The sequence below is a fragment of the Sediminispirochaeta smaragdinae DSM 11293 genome (assembly GCF_000143985.1).
Taxonomy (GTDB): Bacteria; Spirochaetota; Spirochaetia; order DSM-16054; family Sediminispirochaetaceae; genus Sediminispirochaeta; species Sediminispirochaeta smaragdinae.
The window spans coordinates 211,313-232,867 of record NC_014364.1 but is presented as its reverse complement, the minus strand read 5'-3'; the positions used below and the strand labels follow the sequence as shown (position 1 = coordinate 232,867).

The window sequence follows — 21,555 nt, the reverse complement described above, 5'->3', positions numbered from 1 at the left end:
CGTACCTCCTTACTCAATAATCTGCGATCCGCTCCGTAACCAAGGGGTTTCAATCATTTCGGTTATGTGAAAACCGTACTCCTGTAAAAAGGCTCCGCAGGCAAAAGAAAGTCCACGCTCCTCCAATTGGGTAACCATGAAACGGGCGATGGCCTCGATAGACTCCTTGAGCGTTCCCGGATCGGAAAGAGAGGCGGCCATGTTGATATACCGCGCAAGAAGCTCTCCTTCCGGCCCCTCCAGAGAAAGCGCATGGAAGAGCCATTTATAGTAGGGCCGGTAACGACGACGAAGTAAAAAAAAGAGGGCGGCGGCCTCCTTAAGCGCAGAGGCCCGTGTATATTGGAGCAACGGGATATCGGACCGAAGCAGTGCTCTTGACAGATTGTATTGTCCGTACTGGCTAAAGGCAAAACAGCGGGAGGCGATCTTTTTCAACCACAGATCCCTGGGGAAATAATGGTTCAGACTCTCCCGAAAAGCACCTATCTCTCCTGAACCATCGAAGAAAATATCACCATTGGTGGCAAGTGAGAGCCCCTCTTCTCGCATTGCCATCCACTCCTTGATCGTCTCCGGAGGGGACGGACTGCCTATCAGGTGTTCAAAAAAGAAGGGCACGGTCATGACACCATCCCTGCCCACAGCGGGATCCAAACGCCGCACCGCCCCAAAACCACCGAAAGGTCCCTCAAGACTACGATAGAGCTTTTCCATAGCATGGATTTTCTCCTCCGGCGTTCCCGCGGGAAGCCAAAGGCAGAGACGAGCACCCCAATCGTGATCGCGGGAGAACTCGTCGTCAAAACCGTAACATTCGGAACCATGGCCAACCAATCCAAAGGCCATGGAAGAAATATCATCGGGGAAATGTTCCCGGAATGAGGGCAAAACCCGATCGTGATAAAAAAGTTTTGAAAGGGCAAGCCCCTTCATCAATGCCCCGCACCTACGGTGATATCAAGACCAAACCGCTTACCAAGTCCGGCAAGAGGAAGGCAGGCAGCCTTATCCAAACTCGGAACGCCCTCCATGGAATCCTCACGGCCGAGGGCCGCATATTTTCCCGATCCCAATCGGTGAAAAGGCAGAAGTTCTACCTTCCGCACCCTCGTTCGGGTGGAAAGAAAGGAGCAGATATCCCCTATTACCTCAGGCGAATCATTTACCCCCGGAATGACAGGGATTCGGACAATGACTGGCTCAAATTCACGACTCAGCCTGATCAGATTATTCAGAATGACACCGTTCGGTGCACCGACAACACGCTCATGCACCAGAGGATCGATATGCTTCACATCAAAATAGATCAGATTCATATAGGGAAAAATACGCTCGAAGCGATCCCAAGGGACACTACCAGCCGTTTCCAACGCCGTATGGATTCCCTCGGAGCGACAACGGGAGGCAAGATCAACAAGCCCCTCGATTTGCAGTAAGGGCTCTCCGCCGGAAAAGGTAACACCACCGCCGGAATTCTCATAAAAGCTTTGGTCTTTCATGATCTCCCGCATAATATCCTCGGAGCTTCGGACTTCGCCGGCAATTCGCCTTGCATTATAAAAACAGGCATCCACACAGCTGGCACAAAGCGTGCAGCGGTCGTGAATCGTCACAAAACCAAGGTCAGAAGCCGTATCTATTGCCCCGGCAGGGCAGGTCTCAATACACTTTCCACAACCGACACACTGTTTTCGATAGTAAAGAACCTGAGGCCGACGTTGCTGAGACTCAGGGTTCTGGCACCAGAGGCAATGCAGATTACATCCCTTAAAAAAGACGACCGTCCTGATCCCGGGGCCATCCTCCAGGGCATAACGCTCAAGTTCAAATATCGTCAGATTCTCGGCCACGATACAACCTTCCCTCTTATCGAATTGCCGGCCTTTTGACGGATCCGACCAGCTTCCTACAGGTATCGCCTATTTTTAAGGTCGTTGGTACAACAACCCGTTTTTCAATCCCGCCTTGGGAACCATTATTTACCTTGCCGATAAGAATAGAGAAAGCATTTTCGCATAATGCGGGAATATCCTGTTTCACCGTTGTTAAGTTGGCCTGAAAAAAATTGTGAAACGGAATGTCGTCAAAGCCGACAAGAGAAATATCCTCGGGAATGGCAATATTTAAGTGGCGAGCCTTGCTCATGGCACCGTAGGCCATTTGATCATTCGCACTGAAAATGGCGGTAGGCCATTCGGGCAGCGTCAGGAAATACTCAATAGCGGAAATTCCCGATTCATATCGCAAATCCCCCTGATAGACCAATTCCGGATGAAAGGGAACTCCATATGCATCGAGTGCATCGCGATATCCGTGAAAGCGATCTTCTACCGAAGGCCAGTTTTCCGGCCCACTGATAAAAGCAATCCGTTGATGATTCAACTGCAAAAGATATTCCGTGGCCTGTCGTCCTCCGGTATAGTTATCACTGCTAACTTCGGAGACAAAGCCTTCCTGAGAATGACGATCAATCAGGACCGTTTCGGTATAGTGCTGAGCCCGCTCGATGGTTGGAAGGGATATACCTTCGGCAAAAATCACACCCGCAATTTTATTATCCAATAGGTAATCAAGATAAATTCGTTCCTTGTCCGCATTATTCTCGGTGTCACAAATCGTAAGAGGAATCCCCTGCTCCATGGCAAGATGACTAATCCTTCTGACAATTAAGGCAAAAAACGGATTTAGAATGTCGAAGACAAAAAGAGCAAGCCCCCAGCTTGATTTGGAACTAAGCTTTGAGGCAAAAGGATTCGGTTTATAGCCCAATTCCTTCATTTTTTCCTCAACATGCTTACGCAAAGGAGCCGCAACCAATTCAGGGTTATTCAACACGCGGGAAACAGTTGCCGGCGAGGTTCCGCAGATTTTCGCAAATTCAGTAATAGTATACCTGCTCATCATAGCCCTCTAGAAGTGAAAACGTTTTCAACTTATTCTAAGGGGTGAATTACTTTTCTGTCAAGATCAGATCAGGAAGCCTTCGTCCTATTTTTGTGGCCAAGGCTTTCCGATCTGATTATCTGAACGCAAAGTCGGTTTTTTTATACAAGTTCTTGATTTTTTTTGCCGTAATGGTTTTTTGCAAAATTCTGCATTGCATCGATCTCTTCTCTGGAGAAGAGGCGGATGCCATTACCCAACAACTTCGCATAGAGATATATCTGTGCATTTTTCTCAAGAACCGTACTGATCTTAAGTGCCATAGGCATGTTCGCAGCGGCAATGAGAGCACCATGACCGGGAAGCAGAACGGCACCATTTTTTCCGAGACCCTTCACGGCAACCTCTCCCAGCTCGGGAGTACCGGGCAGGGCATAGGGAGAAGCAATAGCAATCTCTTCGCCCACGATCTGAACAAAATCTTCGCTTACCGCAGGCAGGGGTAAACCCGCAACACCAAAAACGGTGGAAAACGTCGGATGGGTATGAATAACAGCATGGGCATCCGGACGTGCCTTGTACACCGCAACGTGCATATGCTTTTCAATGGAAGGCTCTGCCTCACCCTCAATAATATTCAGATCAAGGTCCATGACAACGACATGGTCAGTTTTTACCTTCATATAATCCATACCGCTGGGGCTGATGTACATATAATCGGTCTCAGGGTCTCGATAGCTGATGTTCCCCCATGTCCCTACGGTAATACCCGTCTTAATCATTTCAACACCAGTTGAAACAATAAGCTCTTTTAACTCCTGCTTTACTCTGCCCATCATATAGCCTCCAAATGGTATGTTTGCATCATTTTATGGTAATAATATTACACAAAAAACCAATTATGTCAATTAACAAACACAAACTAATAATTTACTTTTCATTTATAAATCGATATAATGAGCCAATGGGCAACAAAGAAAAACGTCTGGACGCGTTAAAAAAGATGATACAACTCGAACGTTCCATGAAGATATCGGAAATTTCCGATCGCTTGCATGTTTCTCCCATGACAACGCGCCGCGATATCGAAATCCTTGCCCAGGACGGCACCGTAAAGGTACTTCACGGCGTCGTCGTTTCCAATTCCGGCGGTATGGCGGGAGGACTGTCGGATTATATGCTTGCCGTTGCCGAAACTCGCAACATCGACGAAAAAAAGGCAATTGCACGCCATGCTCTTAACTTTGTCGAAGAAGACGATATCATATTCATCGACGCCGGCTCTACTACCGAGACATTTGCCTCAATGTTGCCGCCTGATATTCGATTAACCGTCGTCTGTTATTCCATCAATATCTTCCTTGCAGTTGCCAGCCACAAAAATATCGAGGTGCTTCTAACGGGAGGGCATTATAGCCGAAAAACCACTATTCTGGAGCTGAGCCAGACCTCACCGGTATTGCAACACAACAGAACCCGAAAAGCATTCATATCTGCAAGCGGCTATCACCAGAGACTGGGTGTTACCTGTGCCCACCAAAGCGAGTGCATAACCAAAAAGGCTGCAATGAACAATACTGCCGAAGCCTTTCTCCTTATGGATTCCTCCAAATTCGATGTCGTGCATTCCTGCCATTTTGCCGATATTGAACAGTTCTCCAGAATCTTTACCAATGAATCGATCCCGACTGAGTATCATCGCCTCCTGAAAGAAAAAGGAATAACAGTAGACTACGTAAGATAGTTTTTCGTTGCGGAGTCTTCGCTTGTGTGTTATGCTACATAAACGAATGAAATCGTTTTCATAAGGAGGACTCATTTGAATAAGCGAATAGCAGCTTTACGGGAAAGGCTTTTCGAGAAGATCCCGGAAATTTGTCCGGAAAGAGCCGTTCTCTTTACCGAATCGATGAAACAATCGGAAGGTCAACCCATTGCAAAACGAAGAGCCCAGGCCCTTTATGAGGTTCTGGATAAGATGACGATCTTTGTCAGAGATGGCGAACTGATTGTAGGAAATCAGGCCAGCACCACGAGAGGGGCTCCCGCTTTTCCCGAATATTCGGTCGACTGGATCATAAAGGAGTTTAACGGCGATCCCTACCATTTTGCCGAACGCCCCTGTGATAGGTTTACCTATTCGGAGAGGACCAAGGAACAACTCCTTGCCACCATTGATTACTGGAAAGGAAAAACCCTTTTCGAAAACGTCTGGAGTCAGCTCCCCGAAGAGGCACGCGTAGCCTGGGAGATCAACGCCATCGACGATACCTGGTGTGCGGCAGCGGGTTTGGGGAACGTACTTCCCGATCATCAGATGGTCTTGGAACAAGGATTGGAACGGATCATCGAGCGGGCAGAGAAAAGGATTGCAGACCTCGATCTCACCGAACCGGGAACCATTTCGCAGTACTGGTTCCTTCAGGCCGTCGTAACGGCAAATAAGGCAGTGATCAATTTTGCCGGTCGTTTCGCCGATTTGCTTCTCGATCTTGCGGAAAAAGAGCGCGATCAGGTCCGCAAGAAAGAGTTACTCACCATGTCGGAAAACTGTCGGCAGGTACCGGCAAAGCCGGCACAAAGCTTTTGGCAAGCAATCCAGGCGGTTTGGTTCATTCAGCTTATCCTTCAGATTGAAACCAACGGCCATGCAATCTCCCTGGGACGCTTTGATCAATATCTGTGGCCGTATTTTCAGCGAGATATCCAACGTGGCGTACTGACGAGGGAAAAAGCCCTTGAGTTGGTGGAATCCTTCTTCATCAAGGCAAACGAAATCAACAAGCTGCGCTCGTGGGCGGATAGTGAATACTTTCCCGGCTACCATCTTGCGGAAAATCTTGCTATCGGCGGTCAAACAGCAGACGGCAGGGATGCAGTAAATGAGCTTACCTACACCATTCTCGACGCAACCGCCGATCTGAAACTTACGAAGCCTTCGGTCTCACTGAAATGGTTCGAAGGGACTTCCGACGAATTCATGGATAAAGCACTCAGTGTCGTTGAAGCCCACAAGGGAGGACAGCCCGCCCTCTACAACGATCTTGCGGTCATGAGAATCCTGGACAACATGGGTGTCAAAAAGGAGGACCAGTACGGCTGGGCTCCGGTAGGGTGTATTGAGGCAACCGTACCGGGAAAATGGGATTTTGCTGCAAAGGGCTCCTGGCTGAACGTCGGGAAAATTTTTGAGATGACCCTGAACAACGGGAAAGATCCTGCAACGGGCATCACCCTCATGAAAGGAGAGGGAGATCTTACCGCTTTTTCCGACACCCATGCCATCATGGAGGCATGTAAAAAGCAACTTTTTTACTACATGCGCCTTCAGGTCATTGTCGAACATATAAGTGATGAAATGCATATCCTACACGACCAGAACGCTTTCCGCTCCTCACTGGTACACGACTGCATCGAGCGAGGTAAATCGCTCATAGAGGGGGGGGCTGTGTATACCGCCGACGGCGGTCCTGCTGCCGGCCACATTTCGGTCGGAGATTCCCTTGCCGCAATTGAATATGCCGTCTTTGAAAAAGGAATCCTCTCTCTGTCCCAGTTGCAGCACGCCTTATCAACCAATTTTGAAGATCAGACCACCAGCCCAAGTGGGGAGGAAATTCGGCAGTTGATGATACATAAGGCTCCCAAATTCGGTAACGATGATGATGCGGCGGATAAATGGACGGTGGAGATCAACGAGTTTCTGGGATCGACCTACCAAAAGGCATTCAAAAGCAGCCGATACGGGAAGGGGCCAATTCCTGCAACCTTTGCACTGAGCCAAAGCTCTGTAACCGGTAACGTAGCCTTCGGGAAATCCGTGGGCGCCCTTCCCTGCGGAAGAAAAGCGGGAGAACCGGTCAACAATGGGGTATCCCCGGCAAACGGATCGGAACGAAACGGCCCTACCGCAGTCATCAACTCCGAGGCAAAACTTCCGAGTATCTGGTTTCAGAAGGGATCGATCTTCAACATGCGACTTACACCGCAAACGCTCTCAACGGCAGAGGGCCGAAAGCGAACCCTGGCGCTGGTAAAAACCCATTTCAAGAATTACCAATACCATATCCAATTCAACGTGCTCGATGATGCAACCCTGGAAGAGGCCCAGAAAAAGCCCGAAGAATATCGGGATCTCATGGTAAGGATTTCCGGCTATAGTGCTTTCTTCACTCCCTTGAATAAAGAGCTCCAGAACGATGTTATTGCCAGAATGAAGTTCAACATGGCCGACAAATAAATGAATAGCTAACGTGCCGCGATGTAGCGCGGCACGTTAGGTTCTGAAGTATCCCTGGAAATTTCAAGTCCAAACCATTTTTCATGCCGCAGAAATTCGTACCCCGTCCCATTAAAGAAAATTTGCCGGTTGTTTACTGTTTTACTATGATTGCTGCAAGGAGTTTGTTATGAAAAGAGTATTGTTTATTTTGTTCCTGGCTTTTCTGATACTTACCCCCTTAGCTGCAGCAACCGAAAGCACGAGAGAAATCGCCGGAGTAACCGTGACCTGGAAAGCGGAAGGCGAGTATGTCCTCATAACCATGTCCGCAAAGACCACCGGCTGGATAGCCGTCGGCATAGAACCGGAGAATAAGATGAAGGGCGCCGATATGTACATTGGCTATGTGGATGACAAGGGTGCAGTTGTTTTGGAGGATCACTATGGGCACAGAACCTTTAGCCACAAGAGTGATGTGGCACTAGGTGGTTCCTCCGATGTAGAGATTATTCAGGGAACCGAAAGCGGAGGAGAAACCTCTATTACCTTCCGGATTCCAAAAAACAGCAGGGATGTATACGATAAACTCCTCGAAGAGGGAAAAGAATACACGGTGATTACGGCATGGGGAGAGAAAGACAATCTAACTGCACGTCACAAAGGCAGGGGATCGGGGAGCTTACCGCTATGAATAAAAAAGCGCTTCTTATTATCAACCCAATCCTTTTCCTTTCTTTGCTCGTTCAGGGGATCTCCGGGATCTTCATGAAATTCGGGCTGTTTTATTCACTGATGTATGGAATCCACTCCATCACCGGATTCATTTTTCTTGGCATAGTTACCTTGCACATCGTGTTTAACTGGAATTGGATAAAAGCCAATCTTCGCAAGAAATCCAAACGAGCGGACCAACACGCATAAAACACGCACCGATAGCTGCCTATCAAGGCAGCTATCGGGAAAGTGCGATTTTGGGGATGTACAGAGACCTCGAGTTCAGGGCTTCAAAAGCTCTTCGTACCGCTGGTAGAGTCTATCCCTACCTACCTTCGGCTCGAAACGCAGAGGTTGCACCGAATCGGAAACGATCTTGCGGATATCCGTAAGTCCAAGTCCCGGAACGTGGTGCATGAGCTGTACGGCAATGGTCCCGAGAGAAGTTGCCTCAACAGGGCCGGCAACAACCGGTTTACCGGAAATATCGGCCGTCATTTGGTTCAGATGATCGTTTCTGCAACCGCCGCCGATAATATGAATAACAGGGTATTCGGTACCGGTTATTTTCTCAATGTCGCAAATGGCAGCTCCGTAGTTACAGGCAAGGGATGCATAAATTCCAGCCAAAATGTTATCGAGTTTCTTTTCCCCGGTAAGTAGCTGGAGGGCCTGAATCATGCTGTCGGGATTATACAGAGAAGGGTGGTTGGGATCGAAAAGCGGGATCTTCTCGTCTCCGAGAAAAGCAGCGGCCTTCAGAGAAAGATCCACAACCTCATCCCAAGCGAAACGACGATTTTCCCTCATCTCAAGCTCGTTTTTAACATTCTGAAGGATGTGCATTCCTGCGGAATTTTTGAGGAGAGTAATCGTGCCACAGGCTCCCCCCTCGTTGGCCAATTCGCAGTTGTAGACCTCATCGTTGATCAAAGGTGCAGAAAGCTCGGTACCGATGAGAGACCAGGTACCCGAACTGATAAAGGCAAAGGGCCCTTCAAGAGAGGGCACCGTTACCACCGCAGCAGCCGTGTCATGGCTGGGAACAGCAACAAAGGGTAGCGGAGCAATATCCAAATAGTCGGCAATGTCCTGGCGGAGCATGCCGCGCACCGTACCATGGTCGACAACAGGGGGCATGATCCCCTTTTTGATCCCCGCAATATCGAACAGGCTGTCGTCAAACCTGCCCGAACGCATATTCATCAATTGAGTGGTCGAGGCGATGGATGTTTCGGTATTAAAGCTCCCTGTAAAAAGAAAGTTAAGGAGATCGGGGGTTAACATCATTTTTTCTGCAAGGCGGTAATATTCGGGAAGATGGTCCCGAATCCCCACAAACTGATAAACGGAATTCATGGGATGATTTTGAATTCCGCTCTGTTCGAACATCTTTTTTCTGCTCTCTTCGCCGAGGGTTCCGAGCCCAAGCCCTCCCAGTTCGTTGCGATAGCAGAGGGGATTACCAAGAAGCTGGCCGGAAGGGCCGAAAAGCCCGAAATCTATTCCCCAGGTTGAAATGCCTGCAGAAGCCACCGTACCGCCGGCAGCGGCAACCGCCTGTTTCAGGCCTTGCTGCATTTGAGAAAAAATATGCAGGATATCCCAGTAATCGTACCCCTCGACTCGAACCGTTCCGTTGGGAACCTGCTGAATAAGTTCTACTTCAATATTCGTGCCGTCGAAGTGTCCCAGTACCGTTCTGATTGATGAGTTTCCGCAATCAAATCCGACACAATGTATCTCTTTTCCGCTCATGAAAAGGCTCCTTTCATCCTTGAGTCCGCAGCAGTCGTTCCCTGCGCTTATCACTGTAGTAATTTACGACCATTACCAAAATCATTACGAAACCCCAGATTGCAATGGTCATAAACGAGCTTACCCTTAGTAGATTGAGGCCGCTGGATATAATCTGTAATGTAACAAGCGAGAGGATAAGCCCGGAAACCCGTCCAAAACCTCCCTCGCTACTAACCCCGCCAAGGACAGCGGCAAGAATGGTTACAAGCAAATAAGAAGCACCGTAACCTGCCTTGGCAGAATTAAAACGGCTTATCATGATAAGAGCCGCAAACCCGGAAAGCAGCCCGGAAACAAGATACGTCCGCAAGATGATACCGGCATTGTTCCCACCATAAAAGTGAGTAGCAACATCATTCGAACCGTACATGTAAATATTAAATCCGGTTGGTGTACGATTCAAGAAAATGGCCATAACGACTGCGAGCAGCCCAAAAAGAAGAAGTGGAAACGGGATTCCCAAAAGCATCCCGTTTCCGATAAAGCGAACCGCTGGCGGAAAACCGGAGATGACATACCCCTTTGTTAAAACGATAGTTATACCGTTTATAAGGGTCATTGTACCCAAAGTGGTAAGAATGGGAGCAACACCGATATAAGCAATTAATACTCCGTTTAACAACCCAACGAGTAATGCGGCTGCAATTGCCCCTACAAGAGCAAGCATAACCAGCCATCCGGGAGCTTGAACTCCGCCAAACTTCGGAATCGTAAGAATCATCGCAGCAACAATACCGGCGAGATCGGCAGTAGCGATAATGGAAAGATTTATACCACCCGTAAGCATAACGATCATCATGGCAAGCGACAGAACCCCCAACTCAGGAAGCTGAAAAGCCATACCCTGGAAGTTTCCGGCTCGCAGAAAATCTCGAGGATTGAGCACCGTCATAAACACAAAAGAGAGAACCATGATAATGGTCAAAACCCGCAATTCTTTCCGTTTCATTATGCGGCCTCCTCTTTTTCGATATCGATAACGGCCTGGTGATATCCTTTTTTCCCTTGCCAAGAGGTAAATCCAACACTAATGAGAATAACCGCACCGATAAAGACGTCGTACCAAACGGCCGGGATCTTGACGAGGGTCATTCCGTTTTTGACGACGGCAATAAGAAAAACTCCCAACAGGGTTCCACCGACACTCCCGAAACCACCGGAAAGGCTTGCTCCGCCAAGCACAACCGCGGCAATAACATCCAACTCCTTTCCGACTATGGAGTTCGGTGCAACGGTTTGTACAAGCAACGCCTGAATTACACCGGCAATCCCGGCCATCATGCCCATAAAGGAATAAACAAAAATCTGAAGCCGTCTCACAGGGAAACCGACCCGTTCGGCCGAGCCTATATCCCCGCCAATGGCGTAGATACCCCGACCAAGCATTGTATAACGGAGGAGAAAAAAAGCCAAAACGGTAATCACTGCCCAGAAAAGGGTAATGACGGAAAGCCCATAGGGCGTTCCAGCCCTGGAAACAAGGGTAAAAACCCTAATATCGGCGAAGGCGCGAAACCATTCGGGAAGGGCATAGATCCACTTCCCGCCGGTTATCACCGTAAGGATTCCATAGTAAAAATTCATGGTGGCAATGGTCGTTATGATAGGGGCAATCTTGAACTTTGAGATGAGAAAGCCGTTAAAGGCTCCCAGCAGGAGACCTACCAGAGTGGCAAGGAGCAATGATGTAATCATATTTCCGCCCAACTTGATACTCACTACCGCCATCACATACTCAGCAACGGTTGCCGTGGCAGCAAATGAAATATCGATCCCTCCGGAGATCAGAACAAAAAGAATCCCGATGGCCAGAACACCCATAAAAGAATAGCTTTTCAAAAGATCAAATCCATTCTCCAAGGTAAGAAAATTCGGATTTACCGCGGTGATGGCAGCAGAGAGAATAAGAACAACCACCAATACATGGAATTCATGGGTTTTCATGAAACGTTTCATACTCGTCATCCCTATATACTTTGCGATTCGATGAAGGCCTGAATCTCTTCTTCACTGGCCTCGGTTGTATCAAAGGACCCGATAATACGCCCTTTATGCATCACTAAAATTCTCGAACAATTGTTCAGCACCTCGGAAATCTCATCTGAAATGATGATGACACCCATTCCCTCCCGTGCCAGTTTTTTTATCGTCTTATGGATACTGCTTTTTGCGGAAACATCTATACCGACGGTCGGGTTATCAAGAATAAAGAGTCGGGGTTCGGTAGCTATCCATTTTCCGAGAACAATCCGCTGCTGATTCCCGCCGGATAGGGTCTTTACCGGTGCATCCAGGGAAGGCACTTTGATTTTTAGCGTCTCAACCCAATAGGCAACGGTCTCATGCAGTTTTTTTGTATCGATAAGTGAAGTTTTCCCCTGAAGACGATCGATAACGGTCGCCACCAGGTTTCTGGAAACCGACTGATCCATTACCAGTCCCTGATGGATCCGATCTTCCGGCACATAAGCAATTCCGTGGTGTTTGGCAGTTTCAACCGAATCAATCGAAACCTCCTCACCGTTCATCTCCATCCGTCCCGAGTCTGCAGGATGAAAGCCGAAAATAGAAAGAGCAAGTTCACTCCTTCCAGAACCTAAAAGCCCTGTTATGCCGACTATTTCTCCTGAATAGACTTCCAGACTTACATTACAAAAACTATGGTTCCTGGAAAAATTTTCCAGTCGAAGAATGGGTTTCCCATTACGGTCAGGAGATACATGATAGGGCTCATACACAGAGGTCTCTCCTGTCATAAGAAATTCTAATTTTTTATCATCAATTGTTTTGCCGTCGTATGTACCGATTAATGTTCCGTCTCTGAGAACTGTGACGCGTTCGGCAATCTGCATTACTTCGTTAAGTTTATGACTAATAAACAGGCTGGCAATCCCCTTATTTTTTAGCTCAATAACAACACGCAAAAGGGCATCAATCTCCTTCTTCGTCAGGGCTGTAGTAGGTTCATCCATAATCAACAACCGAACATCACCAGTAAGAGCCCTGCAAATAGCCACCAACTGCTGGTCCGCCATGGAGAGTTCACCTACTCTGGCATCCAAAGGAATAGAAATCCCAATCCTGTTCATGGCCTTTGTGGCCGTCGTTTCGGCACGCTTCCAATCCATGAGATATCGCCGTTGGGCAATATTGCTACTCACAGCAATATTTTCCGCCACTGTTAAATTCGGAAAAAGCGAAAGGTCCTGATAGATTACCTCTACACCATGACTAATGGCCGTCCGAGAGGTATGCTGATCCAGCAGTTCTCCATCCATGATGATTTCCGCTCCCGCTTCGGGAGCTACAACTCCGGAAATAATCTTAACTAATGTCGACTTTCCCGAACCATTCGTACCAGCCAGACAATGTATTTCCCCGCGAGCGATGGAAAAATCTACCCCGTCCAGAGCACGAACCCCAGCATACACTTTTGTAATCTGCTTCATTGAAAGAAAAAGTGTTTCCATAACTCCTCTACTTTCGCTTGTAAAAACCGGCGTCGCAGAATACGGCGCCGGTAATAAGAAAAACAGCCGACCAAATCAGAAACCGAAACTGTCAACATTTTCCTTTGTGATATCAGCCATGGCATCAACCTTGATAACATCCCCATCCACTACAACGGCACCGATTCCGGGAATCTCTTTCAAGTCGGCAAGGCTACCGCCGTCAAGAAGATACTTTGCCACGTAAGTCAGAGAGTAGCCGGCATCCTTCGGATCCCAGAGAACACCATGGCTCATGGATCCGTCCTTCAAATAGGGCGCAGCATGTCCGGGAATGACGTTTCCGACAACGGCAACCTTTCCAGCCAGGCCTTTTTCCTTCAAGGCCTGAGCAGCTCCCGGAGGTCCCAGACTTCCGAAACCGATGATACCCTTCAAATCCGGATAAGTTTTCAGCAGCTCAAGCGTCTTTTGCTTGGCAAGTTCCTGGTCCTCACCGCAGGGAATCCGGCTGGTTACCAGCTCGAGCCCAGGGTAGTGCTCCTTTGCATATTTAAGGCCTTCATCTGCCCAAAGGTTGTGAAGGGGGACGGTAAGGCCGCCTACAAAAATGGCGTATTGCCCTTTATCACCCATGTATTTAACAAGCATATCCCAGGTATGGCGACCAAATTCCACATTATCGATAAGCTCGATATCGACATCCTTACCCGCCTGATCCGGTGATTCATGGGTCAGGATTAATATGCCCTTCTCTTTAGCCTTCTGGAACACAGGTTCGAGAGCGGTAGCATCATTTGGTGTAATGCAGATGGCATCAACGCCTTTACTTATCAAGTCTTCCACCATCTTGACCTGCTGAGCAGGGTCTGCATCGGATGGTCCAATTTGGTAAGCATTCACGTCAAGATCTTTGGCAGCCGCATCAACTCCTTCTTCAAGACGATTGAACCAAGGAATTCCCGTGATCTTTACGACTGTCACAATCTCGTACTTATTCGCGTCTGCGGCATCTTTTTGCCCACCGGCGAAGAGATGCAACGGCAACAGTACAAGAACGATCACGATAATAAGAACGATCTTCTTCATGGCTCCTCCTTGTATACCTGAAAAATCAGGTCATATTTATGTTACTTTTTTAACATTGATTGTTAATTTTAGAACGCTATATTCCTTAGGTCAAGAAATATTTTATTATGTGCTTTGGTATATGACAGTTTTTATCTATAGTTCACATCATTGTGTTATAATAACATCAAACATCCTTTATCGAGTCGCCCTTTTCGTGTATACTATATGGCATGAACAGCAGCCTACGGCGCGGACATCTCATCGACTATCTGAAAAACAGCCGTTCGGCGACGATTCAAGAGCTTGCCGAGCACTTTGAGGTTTCCCATATGACCATTAGAAGGGATCTCGAGAAACTTATCGAGAATCAGCCAATTAAAATCATCCATGGAGGAGTCATCTATCAGGAGTCTGGGCAGGGAGATCACTACTCAATTATCAAAGCCAGGACGCACATGCTTGAAGCGAAAAAAAAGATCGCAAAAAAGGCAGCATCCCTCGTCGAAGCCGACGACATCATTATTATAGACGCAGGTTCGACCGGTGAGCTCATTGCCGAATTTCTGCCTAAAGACAGGCCTATTACGATAATCTGCTATGCGCTTAATATTGCAACAGTGGTTAGCAAGCGTGAAAACTGTACTCTAATCCTTACCGGCGGCTGTTATCACGGAAGTTCTATGGTCTTTGAAAGCGAAGAGGGGCTTAGTCTGATTAAACGTAACCGGGCAAAAAAAGCGTTCGTTACCGCCAGTGGGATCAGTGCAAAGCTGGGGATTACCTGTTCTAATTTTTTCGAAAGCACAACGAAACGGATCGCACTAAAATCATCCCTCACGACGATCTTAGTCGCCGACTCATCAAAATTTGGTGAAATACAGAATGGTTATTTTTCCGACCTTTCCGATTTTGATATCATTATTACCGATGAAGGCCTTCCTCCGGAATTCAGAAAGGAAATTGCACGATTGGAAAAAACGCTCTATATCGAATAAAAAATGGCGGACAACGGTCCGCCATATCATGCTTACGTAAAAAGTGAATATCACCAGGTAAAAACACTCGTATCGTAATCTTCAGGGGCCTGAAAGCCAAGGAGTTCGATGCAGGTCGCTGCAAGGCTTGAAATCCCCAGACCGGAACGCAGTTCCTTTGCATACTCTCCCTTATAACCGGGATCGTAGACTATACAGGGAACGGGATTGAGACTGTGGCTTGTCTTTGCCTGGGGTTTTCCATTCGCTTTCGTTTTAACGGCACCGCTTTTTTTGTCGTGTTCGAACATATCGTCGCTGTTGCCGTGATCAGCCGAGATGACCATCACCCCACCGGCCTTTTCAACCGCCTTTTTCAAACGCCCAAGGGAGAGATCCAAGGCTTCCATGGAACAGAGGACCGCTTCATAGATGCCGGTATGGCCGACCATATCACCATTCGGATAGTTCAATTTGATAAAGCGATAGCTACCCTTCTCAATCTCTTCAATGACCCGGTCGGTGATTTCGGCAGCCTTCATCCAGGGGCGTTCTTCGAAGGGAACCCGATCAGAGGGAATTTCCACATACTCTTCCAACTCTTCGCTGAATTTACCGCTTCTGTTTCCGTTAAAGAAATAGGTGACGTGACCGAACTTCTGGGTCTCGCTTATGGAGAACATCTTCACTCCCGAAGCTGCGAGATACTCGGCCATGGTTTTATCGATAGAGGGAGGGGAGACAAGATACTGTTTCGGAACATGAAGATCACCATCATACTCCATCATCCCGGCATATTCGACATTCGGAACCCTGACACGGTCGAATTCGGAAAAGTCGTCGCCGGCTTCAAAGGCCTTGGTGATCTCAAGCGCACGATCTCCTCTGAAATTGAAAAGGATAAAGCTGTCGCCGTCTTCAACGGTTCCAACAGCCTTTCCCCCTTCTGCGATCACAAAGGGAGGAAGGTCCTGATCGATAGCACCGGTTTCCTTGCGAAGGGTCTCGATGGCTTCATGGGCATTGGCAAACTGTCGCCCTTCTCCCAGAACATGGATCTGCCAGCCGCGGTGGACCATCTCCCAGTCGGCGTTGTAGCGATCCATGGTGATCTTCATCCTTCCGCCGCCCGAGGCGATCTTTGCGTCAAAGCCACCGTCGGAAAGGGAAGCAAGATAATCGGCAAAGGGATCAAAATAGTCCAGCGCGCTGGTTTCTCCTACATCCCTTCCGTCAAGTAACGCGTGGACCCTAACTCGTTTTACGCCGTCCTCTTTTGCCCGGGCAACCATTGCTTTCAGATGATTGATGTGGCTGTGTACATTACCGTCGGACAACAATCCAAGGAAATGAAGACTTCCTCCGCTCTTTTTGACATTCTCCGTCAACTTCTTCCACGTCTCACCGGTAAACATCTCTCCCGATTCAATGGCCCCGTTTACACGTTTTGCACCTTGAGCAAAGACACGGCCCGCGCCGATGGCATTGTGACCGACCTCACTATTTCCCATATCATCATCACTGGGAAGGCCTACGGCGATTCCGTGGGCCTTTAACTTCGTCATAGGGTAGGACGCCATCAATTCGTCCAAAACCTCGGTATGGGCCGCTGCAACGGCATCTCCTTCCGTATACTTCCCAAAACCGACTCCGTCCATAATTACCAAAACAACCGGACCCTTTCTCCCCGAAAAGGCCGGATTAGCTTTCAAAGCTTCTACCATAGATCCTGCTCCTTGTTCTGTTTCCTGTAATATCTTACTATTTTCCAGAGGTTTCAAGGCTTTGGCGGGACAGACCGAATCGTTCTTTCTTTTCCAGATTCCCCAAGGGTTCGACATGAACCTGCACATCGTAGACATTCTTCAGCTGCAGATGTATTGCCCTCTCAACCTCTCTGGCAATTTCGTGCCCCTCGGCAACGGAAATCGCTCCGTCGACCTCAATATCGAGATCAACAATGCAGGCATTCCCAAGCTTTCTGATACGTGCCTTATGAGGGTTGCCGGCTCCTTTCACGGTTCCAACCGCATCAAAGAGACGTCGATACAGATCGGGATTATCGAGACCATCCATCAATTCATCCCCCGCTTCCATGAAGATCGAAAAGGCAACCTTCATGATCCAAAGGCTCACAAGAAGGGCGATAATCGAATCAAGAAAAGCAATACCGGAGAGCAAGGTCGCTCCGATACCGGCAAACACACCGAGGCTGATCACCACATCTCCGGTCATATTACGGGCATCGGCAATAAGCATAGGGCTGTCGATGGTCCTGCCGACCCGCAGCTTGTAAAAGGCAAGGAGGGATTTTCCCACAACCGAGACCAAAGCAACCATGGCTGCGGGGAATTCAGGTAAGGGACGTGAAACGCCGGAGAAAAGAGAACGAAGCGTCGAAAGAGCAAGCTGGGCTCCGGCAAAGAAAATGAGAAAGCCGAGAATCTTTGTAGCCACGGTCTCGGCCCTGGCATGGCCGTAGGGATGCTCATTGTCGGGAGGACGCTCAACAATCCCAGCGGTGAGGAGCGATACAAAAGAGGTAACAACATCCGTCGCCGAATCGATACCATCCCCGACAAGGGCAAGGCTTCCGGAAAAAAAACCAACGGTTACTTTCAAGGCGGAAAGCAAACCGTTACCCAAAATGCCGACCCAGCTCGCCCGCCTGATCATGCGGATACGAAAATCGCTGGGTTTTCGCCCCTTCTCTTTCATAGTCAGACAACTCCCGTCTTAGCGGCAAGAAACGATCGCTCCTGCGGATTGAGCTCCGAAGATAGAAGCTCGAAAACCCAAGCGTGATAGCGATCGACCCATTGCCGTTCCCCTTCGGTAAGAAGAGAAACATCGATAAGCTTACACTCAAAGGGAAAGGGAGTCAGGGTTTCAAAGCCCAAAAAGCGCCCGAACGGTGTGTTAAACTTTTCCACAGCCAGAATTAGATTTTCGATCCGAATCCCGTGCTTTCCTTCCCGGTATACTCCCGGCTCGTTGGAACAGACCATGCCCGGCTCTATAGGGACAGGCAGCAACTTGGTTGAAATCGATTGAGGGCCTTCATGCACCCCAAGGAATGCACCAACCCCGTGGCCTGTTCCATGCCCATAGTTCAAACCGGCTTCCCACATCGGTCGCCGAGCCATGGCATCGAGCCTTGTGCCGACGGTACCTATCGGAAAGATCGCGGTTGCAAGGGAGATGTGGGCTTTTAAGACCGTTGTATAATCAAATATCTCTTCCTCTGTCGCCTTTCCGACGGCAAAGACCCTGGTGATATCGGTGGTGCCTTCAATATACTGGCCCCCGGAATCGATGAGCAACAGCCCCCTTCCCGTGACGGGAATTGCACTCTCTTTGGTCGCGCTATAATGAACAACCGCACCATGCTCGGCAAAGCCCACAATCGGGGCAAAGCTTTCTCCCACAAATCCCGGCATTCGACTTCGCTCCTCATACAAAAGCGAAGCCACGGAAATTTCGTCTCCGTCCCCTCGTTCGAGCATCCGTTCAAGTCGCATCCAGAAGCGAACCAAAGCAACCCCGTCCTTACGAAGGGCATGGCGAAAGCCTTCCACCTCTACCGCTTCCTTTCTGGCCTTCAAAGCGGCAACGGGACTCTGTTCCTCTACAATTCTAACCCCAGGCGAAAGCGCACCCTTCAAGGCCATCGAAAAAGAGGCAGGGTCGACGAAAAGCGTGCCCTCGAACTCCCGAAGCATCTCACCGACTGCCTCATACGCCTTCAAGGTAATGTGCTCCTCTGCAAGCAGCTCTTCCAGTTCTTTCGAAACAGCATGAATATCTGCAAAAAGGAGGGTATCCGTTTCCCGAATCAGCAAATAGGAAAAGAAAAACGGATTGTATGCGATATCATTTCCCCGAAGGTTGAGAAGCCAGGCAATCTCATCGAGAGCAGAAAGAAACATGGCATCCGCACCGACATTCTTTGCGGCATCACGCAAGAGTGTAATCTTCTGATCCCTCGATTTACCCACATAGTGGAGGTCGATGGCATACAAGGGCTCACAGGGTCGGGCTGGGCGATCGGTCCAAAGGTCGTTAAGGAGAGATTCGAATGAAACGAGGGCTATTCCCTTGGTGCCCAGGATATGGGAAAGCCGGCGCTCAGAGGCAACGGAAAGGGTTTGATAATCCACACCGACCCGAGCTCCTGGACTAAGTTTTGAAATCAGCCAGTCGGGGAGAGAAGGGACGGAAGGGTCACCATCGGCCATCAAAACAATACCGCTGCCGTCAAGTTGGTCCGTGGCCTGAAGCCAGTAGCGACTGTCGGTCCAGAGCGCAGCCTCTGTTTCGGTAACAACGACCGTCCCGGCGGAACCGCTAAAACCGCTCATCCAGAGCCGATCTTTCCAACGGGGCGCGGCGTATTCACTTTGGTGAGGGTCGGTACCGAAAAAGACAACAGCCTGCAATGCCCTCTCCTCCATCTCCCTTCGCAGAGCGGAAAGCCGCGGGAGAACAGGATTATTCATGGCTACCGTCTCCTTCCGATGGAACCGATATGTACACCCATACTTGCCCCGAACAATCCGGAAAGCAAGATTTCATTTCGAATGTGGTCAAGCCCGGTTACCGCCCGACTTAAAGAGACAAGAGCATTCTTGGCCCCCCCGAAGAGTTGATCCACCGGCACATAACTTCCGGTCACCCCGCTTTTTCCAAAAACAAAATAACCTGCGACAAGGCCAGCCAGTGCACCAATCAGCAGCGACAGAATAAAACGTTTCATGTTCTCTCCTTTTTTTCGATTGTATCCGAGAAAAGATGAATTTTCCACCGGAAGTATGATACCATCTCCGACATGGAAGGTACGATTCTTATTGTTTCCAACTTACCAATTGATACCACAAAAATCAGAAGATATCTTGCAGAACATAAGATTGGTGATTTTGATGTGGTAAAGGTAGAAACAGAAGCCGCCGCAGAAGAGATATTCTATGGCGGCGGCGGGGTCGATTGTATCGTTGCACAGTCGGAGATGACAGGAACCGTCGCCCTGTTGAAAGAGATGAAGCAGGATGAGATGTTTCGTCATGTCCCTATTCTCCTCATCATCAAAGGAAATGAAACAAAGCTTATCAATGAGGTGTACGACAGTGGTTTCGATGCACATATCGTCTACACCGATATACATTGTCTTCCGCAGAGGATACGTCCTCTTATTGTCATGAATGTCATGTACCGTAACATGATGAAACAGGTCGGCGACCTCCATGAAAAGGCGATCAGTGATTTTATTCTTCTTGATCTGATCAAGAACTATATTCCAAAAACAATCTGGGATATCGCCAAAACCTTTGCACACGAACAGAAGATATCCATTCCGGAAGAAGAATTGGACCTCACCATCGTATTTGCCGACATCAAGGGCTTCACGGCTATGACCCAGCATATGGAACCGAGGCAGGTCGTCTCTATCCTGAATACGGTCTTTGAAGTCGCAGCAAAACATATCTATCAAAACCATGGTGATATCGACAAATATATTGGAGATGCTTTTTTCGCCGTTTTTACAAAGGCTAAAGAGGCCGTCACAGCCATGACGGCAATGCAGGATGAGCTGGAACAGATTAACCTGCAACGAAAAAACCAGGAACATTCCCCTGTAGAATTCCGTGTGGGTATCCATTCGGGGCCTATCATCCGCGGAAATGTAGGTGGCCATGATCGTTACGACAATACCTTGATCGGCGATACGGTCAATACCGCAAGCCGTCTCGAACATATAGCACCTGCCGGCGGTATCGTTATCAGTGAGGAGACCAGAACACGCATCGGTATCACCTTACCTGAGTCCTGTAAAAGTGAAACCGAACTGCGCGGCAGAGATTCGAAGATCACCGTCTACAATGCATTTTCGTTTCTCAGATCGAAGCTCCTGGCGCCTCAGGATAAGTCCTAACCGTAGCGCTCCTCCAGTCCCTGAAACACCAATGCAACAATTGGGCAGAAGCGTGTGTTTACGAGAGAAATTTTGAGTAAACCCCTGGCGTGTTTGTCGTCGGTATGCGGATACTCCCTGCACGCCTTTGGCCGCCGATCGTAAAGGAGACAACGATTATCCGCCAGCAAAAACGGGCAGGGATGTTCACGAAATACAAGATCCCCATCCTCGTCCCTGATAAGATATGTATCTTCAAATGCCGAAGGCTTCATGGAAAGCGCTTTTCCCAACCGCTGTATATCGGTATCAGTAAGTCGCGGACCAACTACGGCACAGCAATGTGCACACTTAAGGCAGTCGATGCGCCGGAAAGCTTCATCGTGAAGTTCCTGCATAACCGCCGCCAATTCTTTCGGTGCCACGCGCCGCAGTTTCCGTACAAGGTCCCGATAAAGACGACCACGACTTTCCGCCGTTTGGATCAAGATACGGTATTCAGGATCCATCACACCCTTTTCCTCCGGCGCT

The 21,555-nt window shown here is 48.7% G+C and carries 20 protein-coding genes; 6 read left to right on the top strand and 14 right to left on the bottom strand.

The genetic code is table 11. The features are described 5' to 3' along the window. Positions 1 to 9: 9 nt before the first annotated feature. From SPIRS_RS01150 to SPIRS_RS01135, 4 genes are all read right to left on the bottom strand, one after another. Positions 10 to 936: a DUF4037 domain-containing protein gene (locus tag SPIRS_RS01150; protein WP_013252848.1), complete on the bottom strand. Its 927-nt coding sequence runs from the start codon at positions 934 to 936 to the stop codon at positions 10 to 12. Beyond that, complete coding sequence (locus SPIRS_RS01145; RefSeq protein ID WP_013252847.1) at positions 936 to 1,853, bottom strand: glycyl-radical enzyme activating protein; 918 nt, start codon at positions 1,851 to 1,853, stop codon at positions 936 to 938. The genes SPIRS_RS01150 and SPIRS_RS01145 overlap by 1 nt, the downstream gene beginning before the upstream one ends. A 16-nt stretch (positions 1,854 to 1,869) precedes the next feature. Then, on the bottom strand, positions 1,870 to 2,907 hold the full coding sequence (locus SPIRS_RS01140; RefSeq protein WP_245537661.1) for a LacI family DNA-binding transcriptional regulator: 1,038 nt from the start codon (positions 2,905 to 2,907) through the stop codon (positions 1,870 to 1,872). 140 nt (positions 2,908 to 3,047) lie between these two features. After that, the gene (locus SPIRS_RS01135; protein ID WP_049784569.1) at positions 3,048 to 3,725 is read right to left on the bottom strand and encodes a class II aldolase/adducin family protein; all 678 of its coding nucleotides are present in this window, start codon (positions 3,723 to 3,725) and stop codon (positions 3,048 to 3,050) included. A gap of 125 nt (positions 3,726 to 3,850) precedes the next feature. Between SPIRS_RS01135 and SPIRS_RS01130 the strand changes: the two genes are divergently transcribed. The 4 genes from SPIRS_RS01130 to SPIRS_RS01115 all read left to right on the top strand — a co-directional run bounded on the left by SPIRS_RS01130 (position 3,851) and on the right by SPIRS_RS01115 (position 8,029). Beyond that, entirely contained in the window at positions 3,851 to 4,630 is a 780-nt protein-coding gene (locus SPIRS_RS01130; RefSeq protein WP_013252844.1) for a DeoR/GlpR family DNA-binding transcription regulator, read from the top strand. Positions 4,631 to 4,705: 75 nt separating this feature from the next. Next, complete coding sequence (locus SPIRS_RS01125; protein WP_013252843.1) at positions 4,706 to 7,126, top strand: glycyl radical protein; 2,421 nt, start codon at positions 4,706 to 4,708, stop codon at positions 7,124 to 7,126. Between the two features lie 169 nt (positions 7,127 to 7,295). Continuing rightward, complete coding sequence (locus tag SPIRS_RS01120; RefSeq protein WP_013252842.1) at positions 7,296 to 7,799, top strand: DOMON domain-containing protein; 504 nt, start codon at positions 7,296 to 7,298, stop codon at positions 7,797 to 7,799. Beyond that, complete coding sequence (locus tag SPIRS_RS01115) at positions 7,796 to 8,029, top strand: DUF4405 domain-containing protein (RefSeq protein ID WP_013252841.1); 234 nt, start codon at positions 7,796 to 7,798, stop codon at positions 8,027 to 8,029. Before SPIRS_RS01120 ends, SPIRS_RS01115 begins: the two co-directional genes overlap by 4 nt. A 75-nt stretch (positions 8,030 to 8,104) precedes the next feature. On the opposite strand, the gene SPIRS_RS01110 is transcribed toward SPIRS_RS01115, so the two are convergent. The 5 genes from SPIRS_RS01110 to SPIRS_RS01090 form a co-directional block, all read right to left on the bottom strand. Further along, positions 8,105 to 9,580: a rhamnulokinase gene (locus tag SPIRS_RS01110; protein ID WP_013252840.1), complete on the bottom strand. Its 1,476-nt coding sequence runs from the start codon at positions 9,578 to 9,580 to the stop codon at positions 8,105 to 8,107. Positions 9,581 to 9,593: 13 nt separating this feature from the next. Further along, entirely contained in the window at positions 9,594 to 10,571 is a 978-nt protein-coding gene (locus SPIRS_RS01105; RefSeq protein ID WP_013252839.1) for an ABC transporter permease, read from the bottom strand. Beyond that, positions 10,571 to 11,578 (bottom strand): ABC transporter permease, encoded by a 1,008-nt coding sequence (locus SPIRS_RS01100; RefSeq protein WP_013252838.1) that lies wholly within the window; start codon positions 11,576 to 11,578, stop codon positions 10,571 to 10,573. The genes SPIRS_RS01105 and SPIRS_RS01100 overlap by 1 nt, the downstream gene beginning before the upstream one ends. A gap of 11 nt (positions 11,579 to 11,589) precedes the next feature. Further along, positions 11,590 to 13,092, bottom strand: coding sequence for a sugar ABC transporter ATP-binding protein (locus tag SPIRS_RS01095; protein ID WP_013252837.1), 1,503 nt, complete (start codon positions 13,090 to 13,092; stop codon positions 11,590 to 11,592). Between the two features lie 75 nt (positions 13,093 to 13,167). Continuing rightward, positions 13,168 to 14,160 carry an autoinducer 2 ABC transporter substrate-binding protein gene (locus SPIRS_RS01090; RefSeq protein ID WP_013252836.1) on the bottom strand — a complete coding sequence of 331 codons (993 nt, stop codon included), beginning with the start codon at positions 14,158 to 14,160 and terminating at the stop codon, positions 13,168 to 13,170. 212 nt (positions 14,161 to 14,372) lie between these two features. Here SPIRS_RS01090 and SPIRS_RS01085 point away from each other — a divergent pair, with 212 nt between their 5' ends. Next, positions 14,373 to 15,137: a DeoR/GlpR family DNA-binding transcription regulator gene (locus SPIRS_RS01085; RefSeq protein WP_013252835.1), complete on the top strand. Its 765-nt coding sequence runs from the start codon at positions 14,373 to 14,375 to the stop codon at positions 15,135 to 15,137. 50 nt (positions 15,138 to 15,187) lie between these two features. On the opposite strand, the gene gpmI is transcribed toward SPIRS_RS01085, so the two are convergent. The 4 genes from gpmI to SPIRS_RS01065 are packed head-to-tail and all read right to left on the bottom strand — an operon-like array spanning position 15,188 to position 19,872. Beyond that, the gene (gpmI, locus tag SPIRS_RS01080) at positions 15,188 to 16,840 is read right to left on the bottom strand and encodes a 2,3-bisphosphoglycerate-independent phosphoglycerate mutase (protein WP_013252834.1); all 1,653 of its coding nucleotides are present in this window, start codon (positions 16,838 to 16,840) and stop codon (positions 15,188 to 15,190) included. A gap of 37 nt (positions 16,841 to 16,877) precedes the next feature. Continuing rightward, positions 16,878 to 17,834 (bottom strand): cation diffusion facilitator family transporter, encoded by a 957-nt coding sequence (locus tag SPIRS_RS01075; protein ID WP_013252833.1) that lies wholly within the window; start codon positions 17,832 to 17,834, stop codon positions 16,878 to 16,880. A 2-nt stretch (positions 17,835 to 17,836) separates the two neighbouring features. Then, positions 17,837 to 19,615: an aminopeptidase P family protein gene (locus tag SPIRS_RS01070; RefSeq protein WP_013252832.1), complete on the bottom strand. Its 1,779-nt coding sequence runs from the start codon at positions 19,613 to 19,615 to the stop codon at positions 17,837 to 17,839. Positions 19,616 to 19,617: 2 nt separating this feature from the next. Then, positions 19,618 to 19,872, bottom strand: a complete 255-nt coding sequence (locus SPIRS_RS01065) for a hypothetical protein (protein WP_013252831.1) — start codon at positions 19,870 to 19,872, stop codon at positions 19,618 to 19,620. 72 nt (positions 19,873 to 19,944) lie between these two features. Between SPIRS_RS01065 and SPIRS_RS01060 the strand changes: the two genes are divergently transcribed. Then, positions 19,945 to 21,045, top strand: coding sequence for an adenylate/guanylate cyclase domain-containing protein (locus SPIRS_RS01060; protein ID WP_013252830.1), 1,101 nt, complete (start codon positions 19,945 to 19,947; stop codon positions 21,043 to 21,045). On the opposite strand, the gene SPIRS_RS01055 is transcribed toward SPIRS_RS01060, so the two are convergent. Beyond that, entirely contained in the window at positions 21,042 to 21,533 is a 492-nt protein-coding gene (locus SPIRS_RS01055; protein WP_013252829.1) for a YkgJ family cysteine cluster protein, read from the bottom strand. The genes SPIRS_RS01060 and SPIRS_RS01055 overlap by 4 nt on opposite strands. Positions 21,534 to 21,555: the final 22 nt, after the last annotated feature.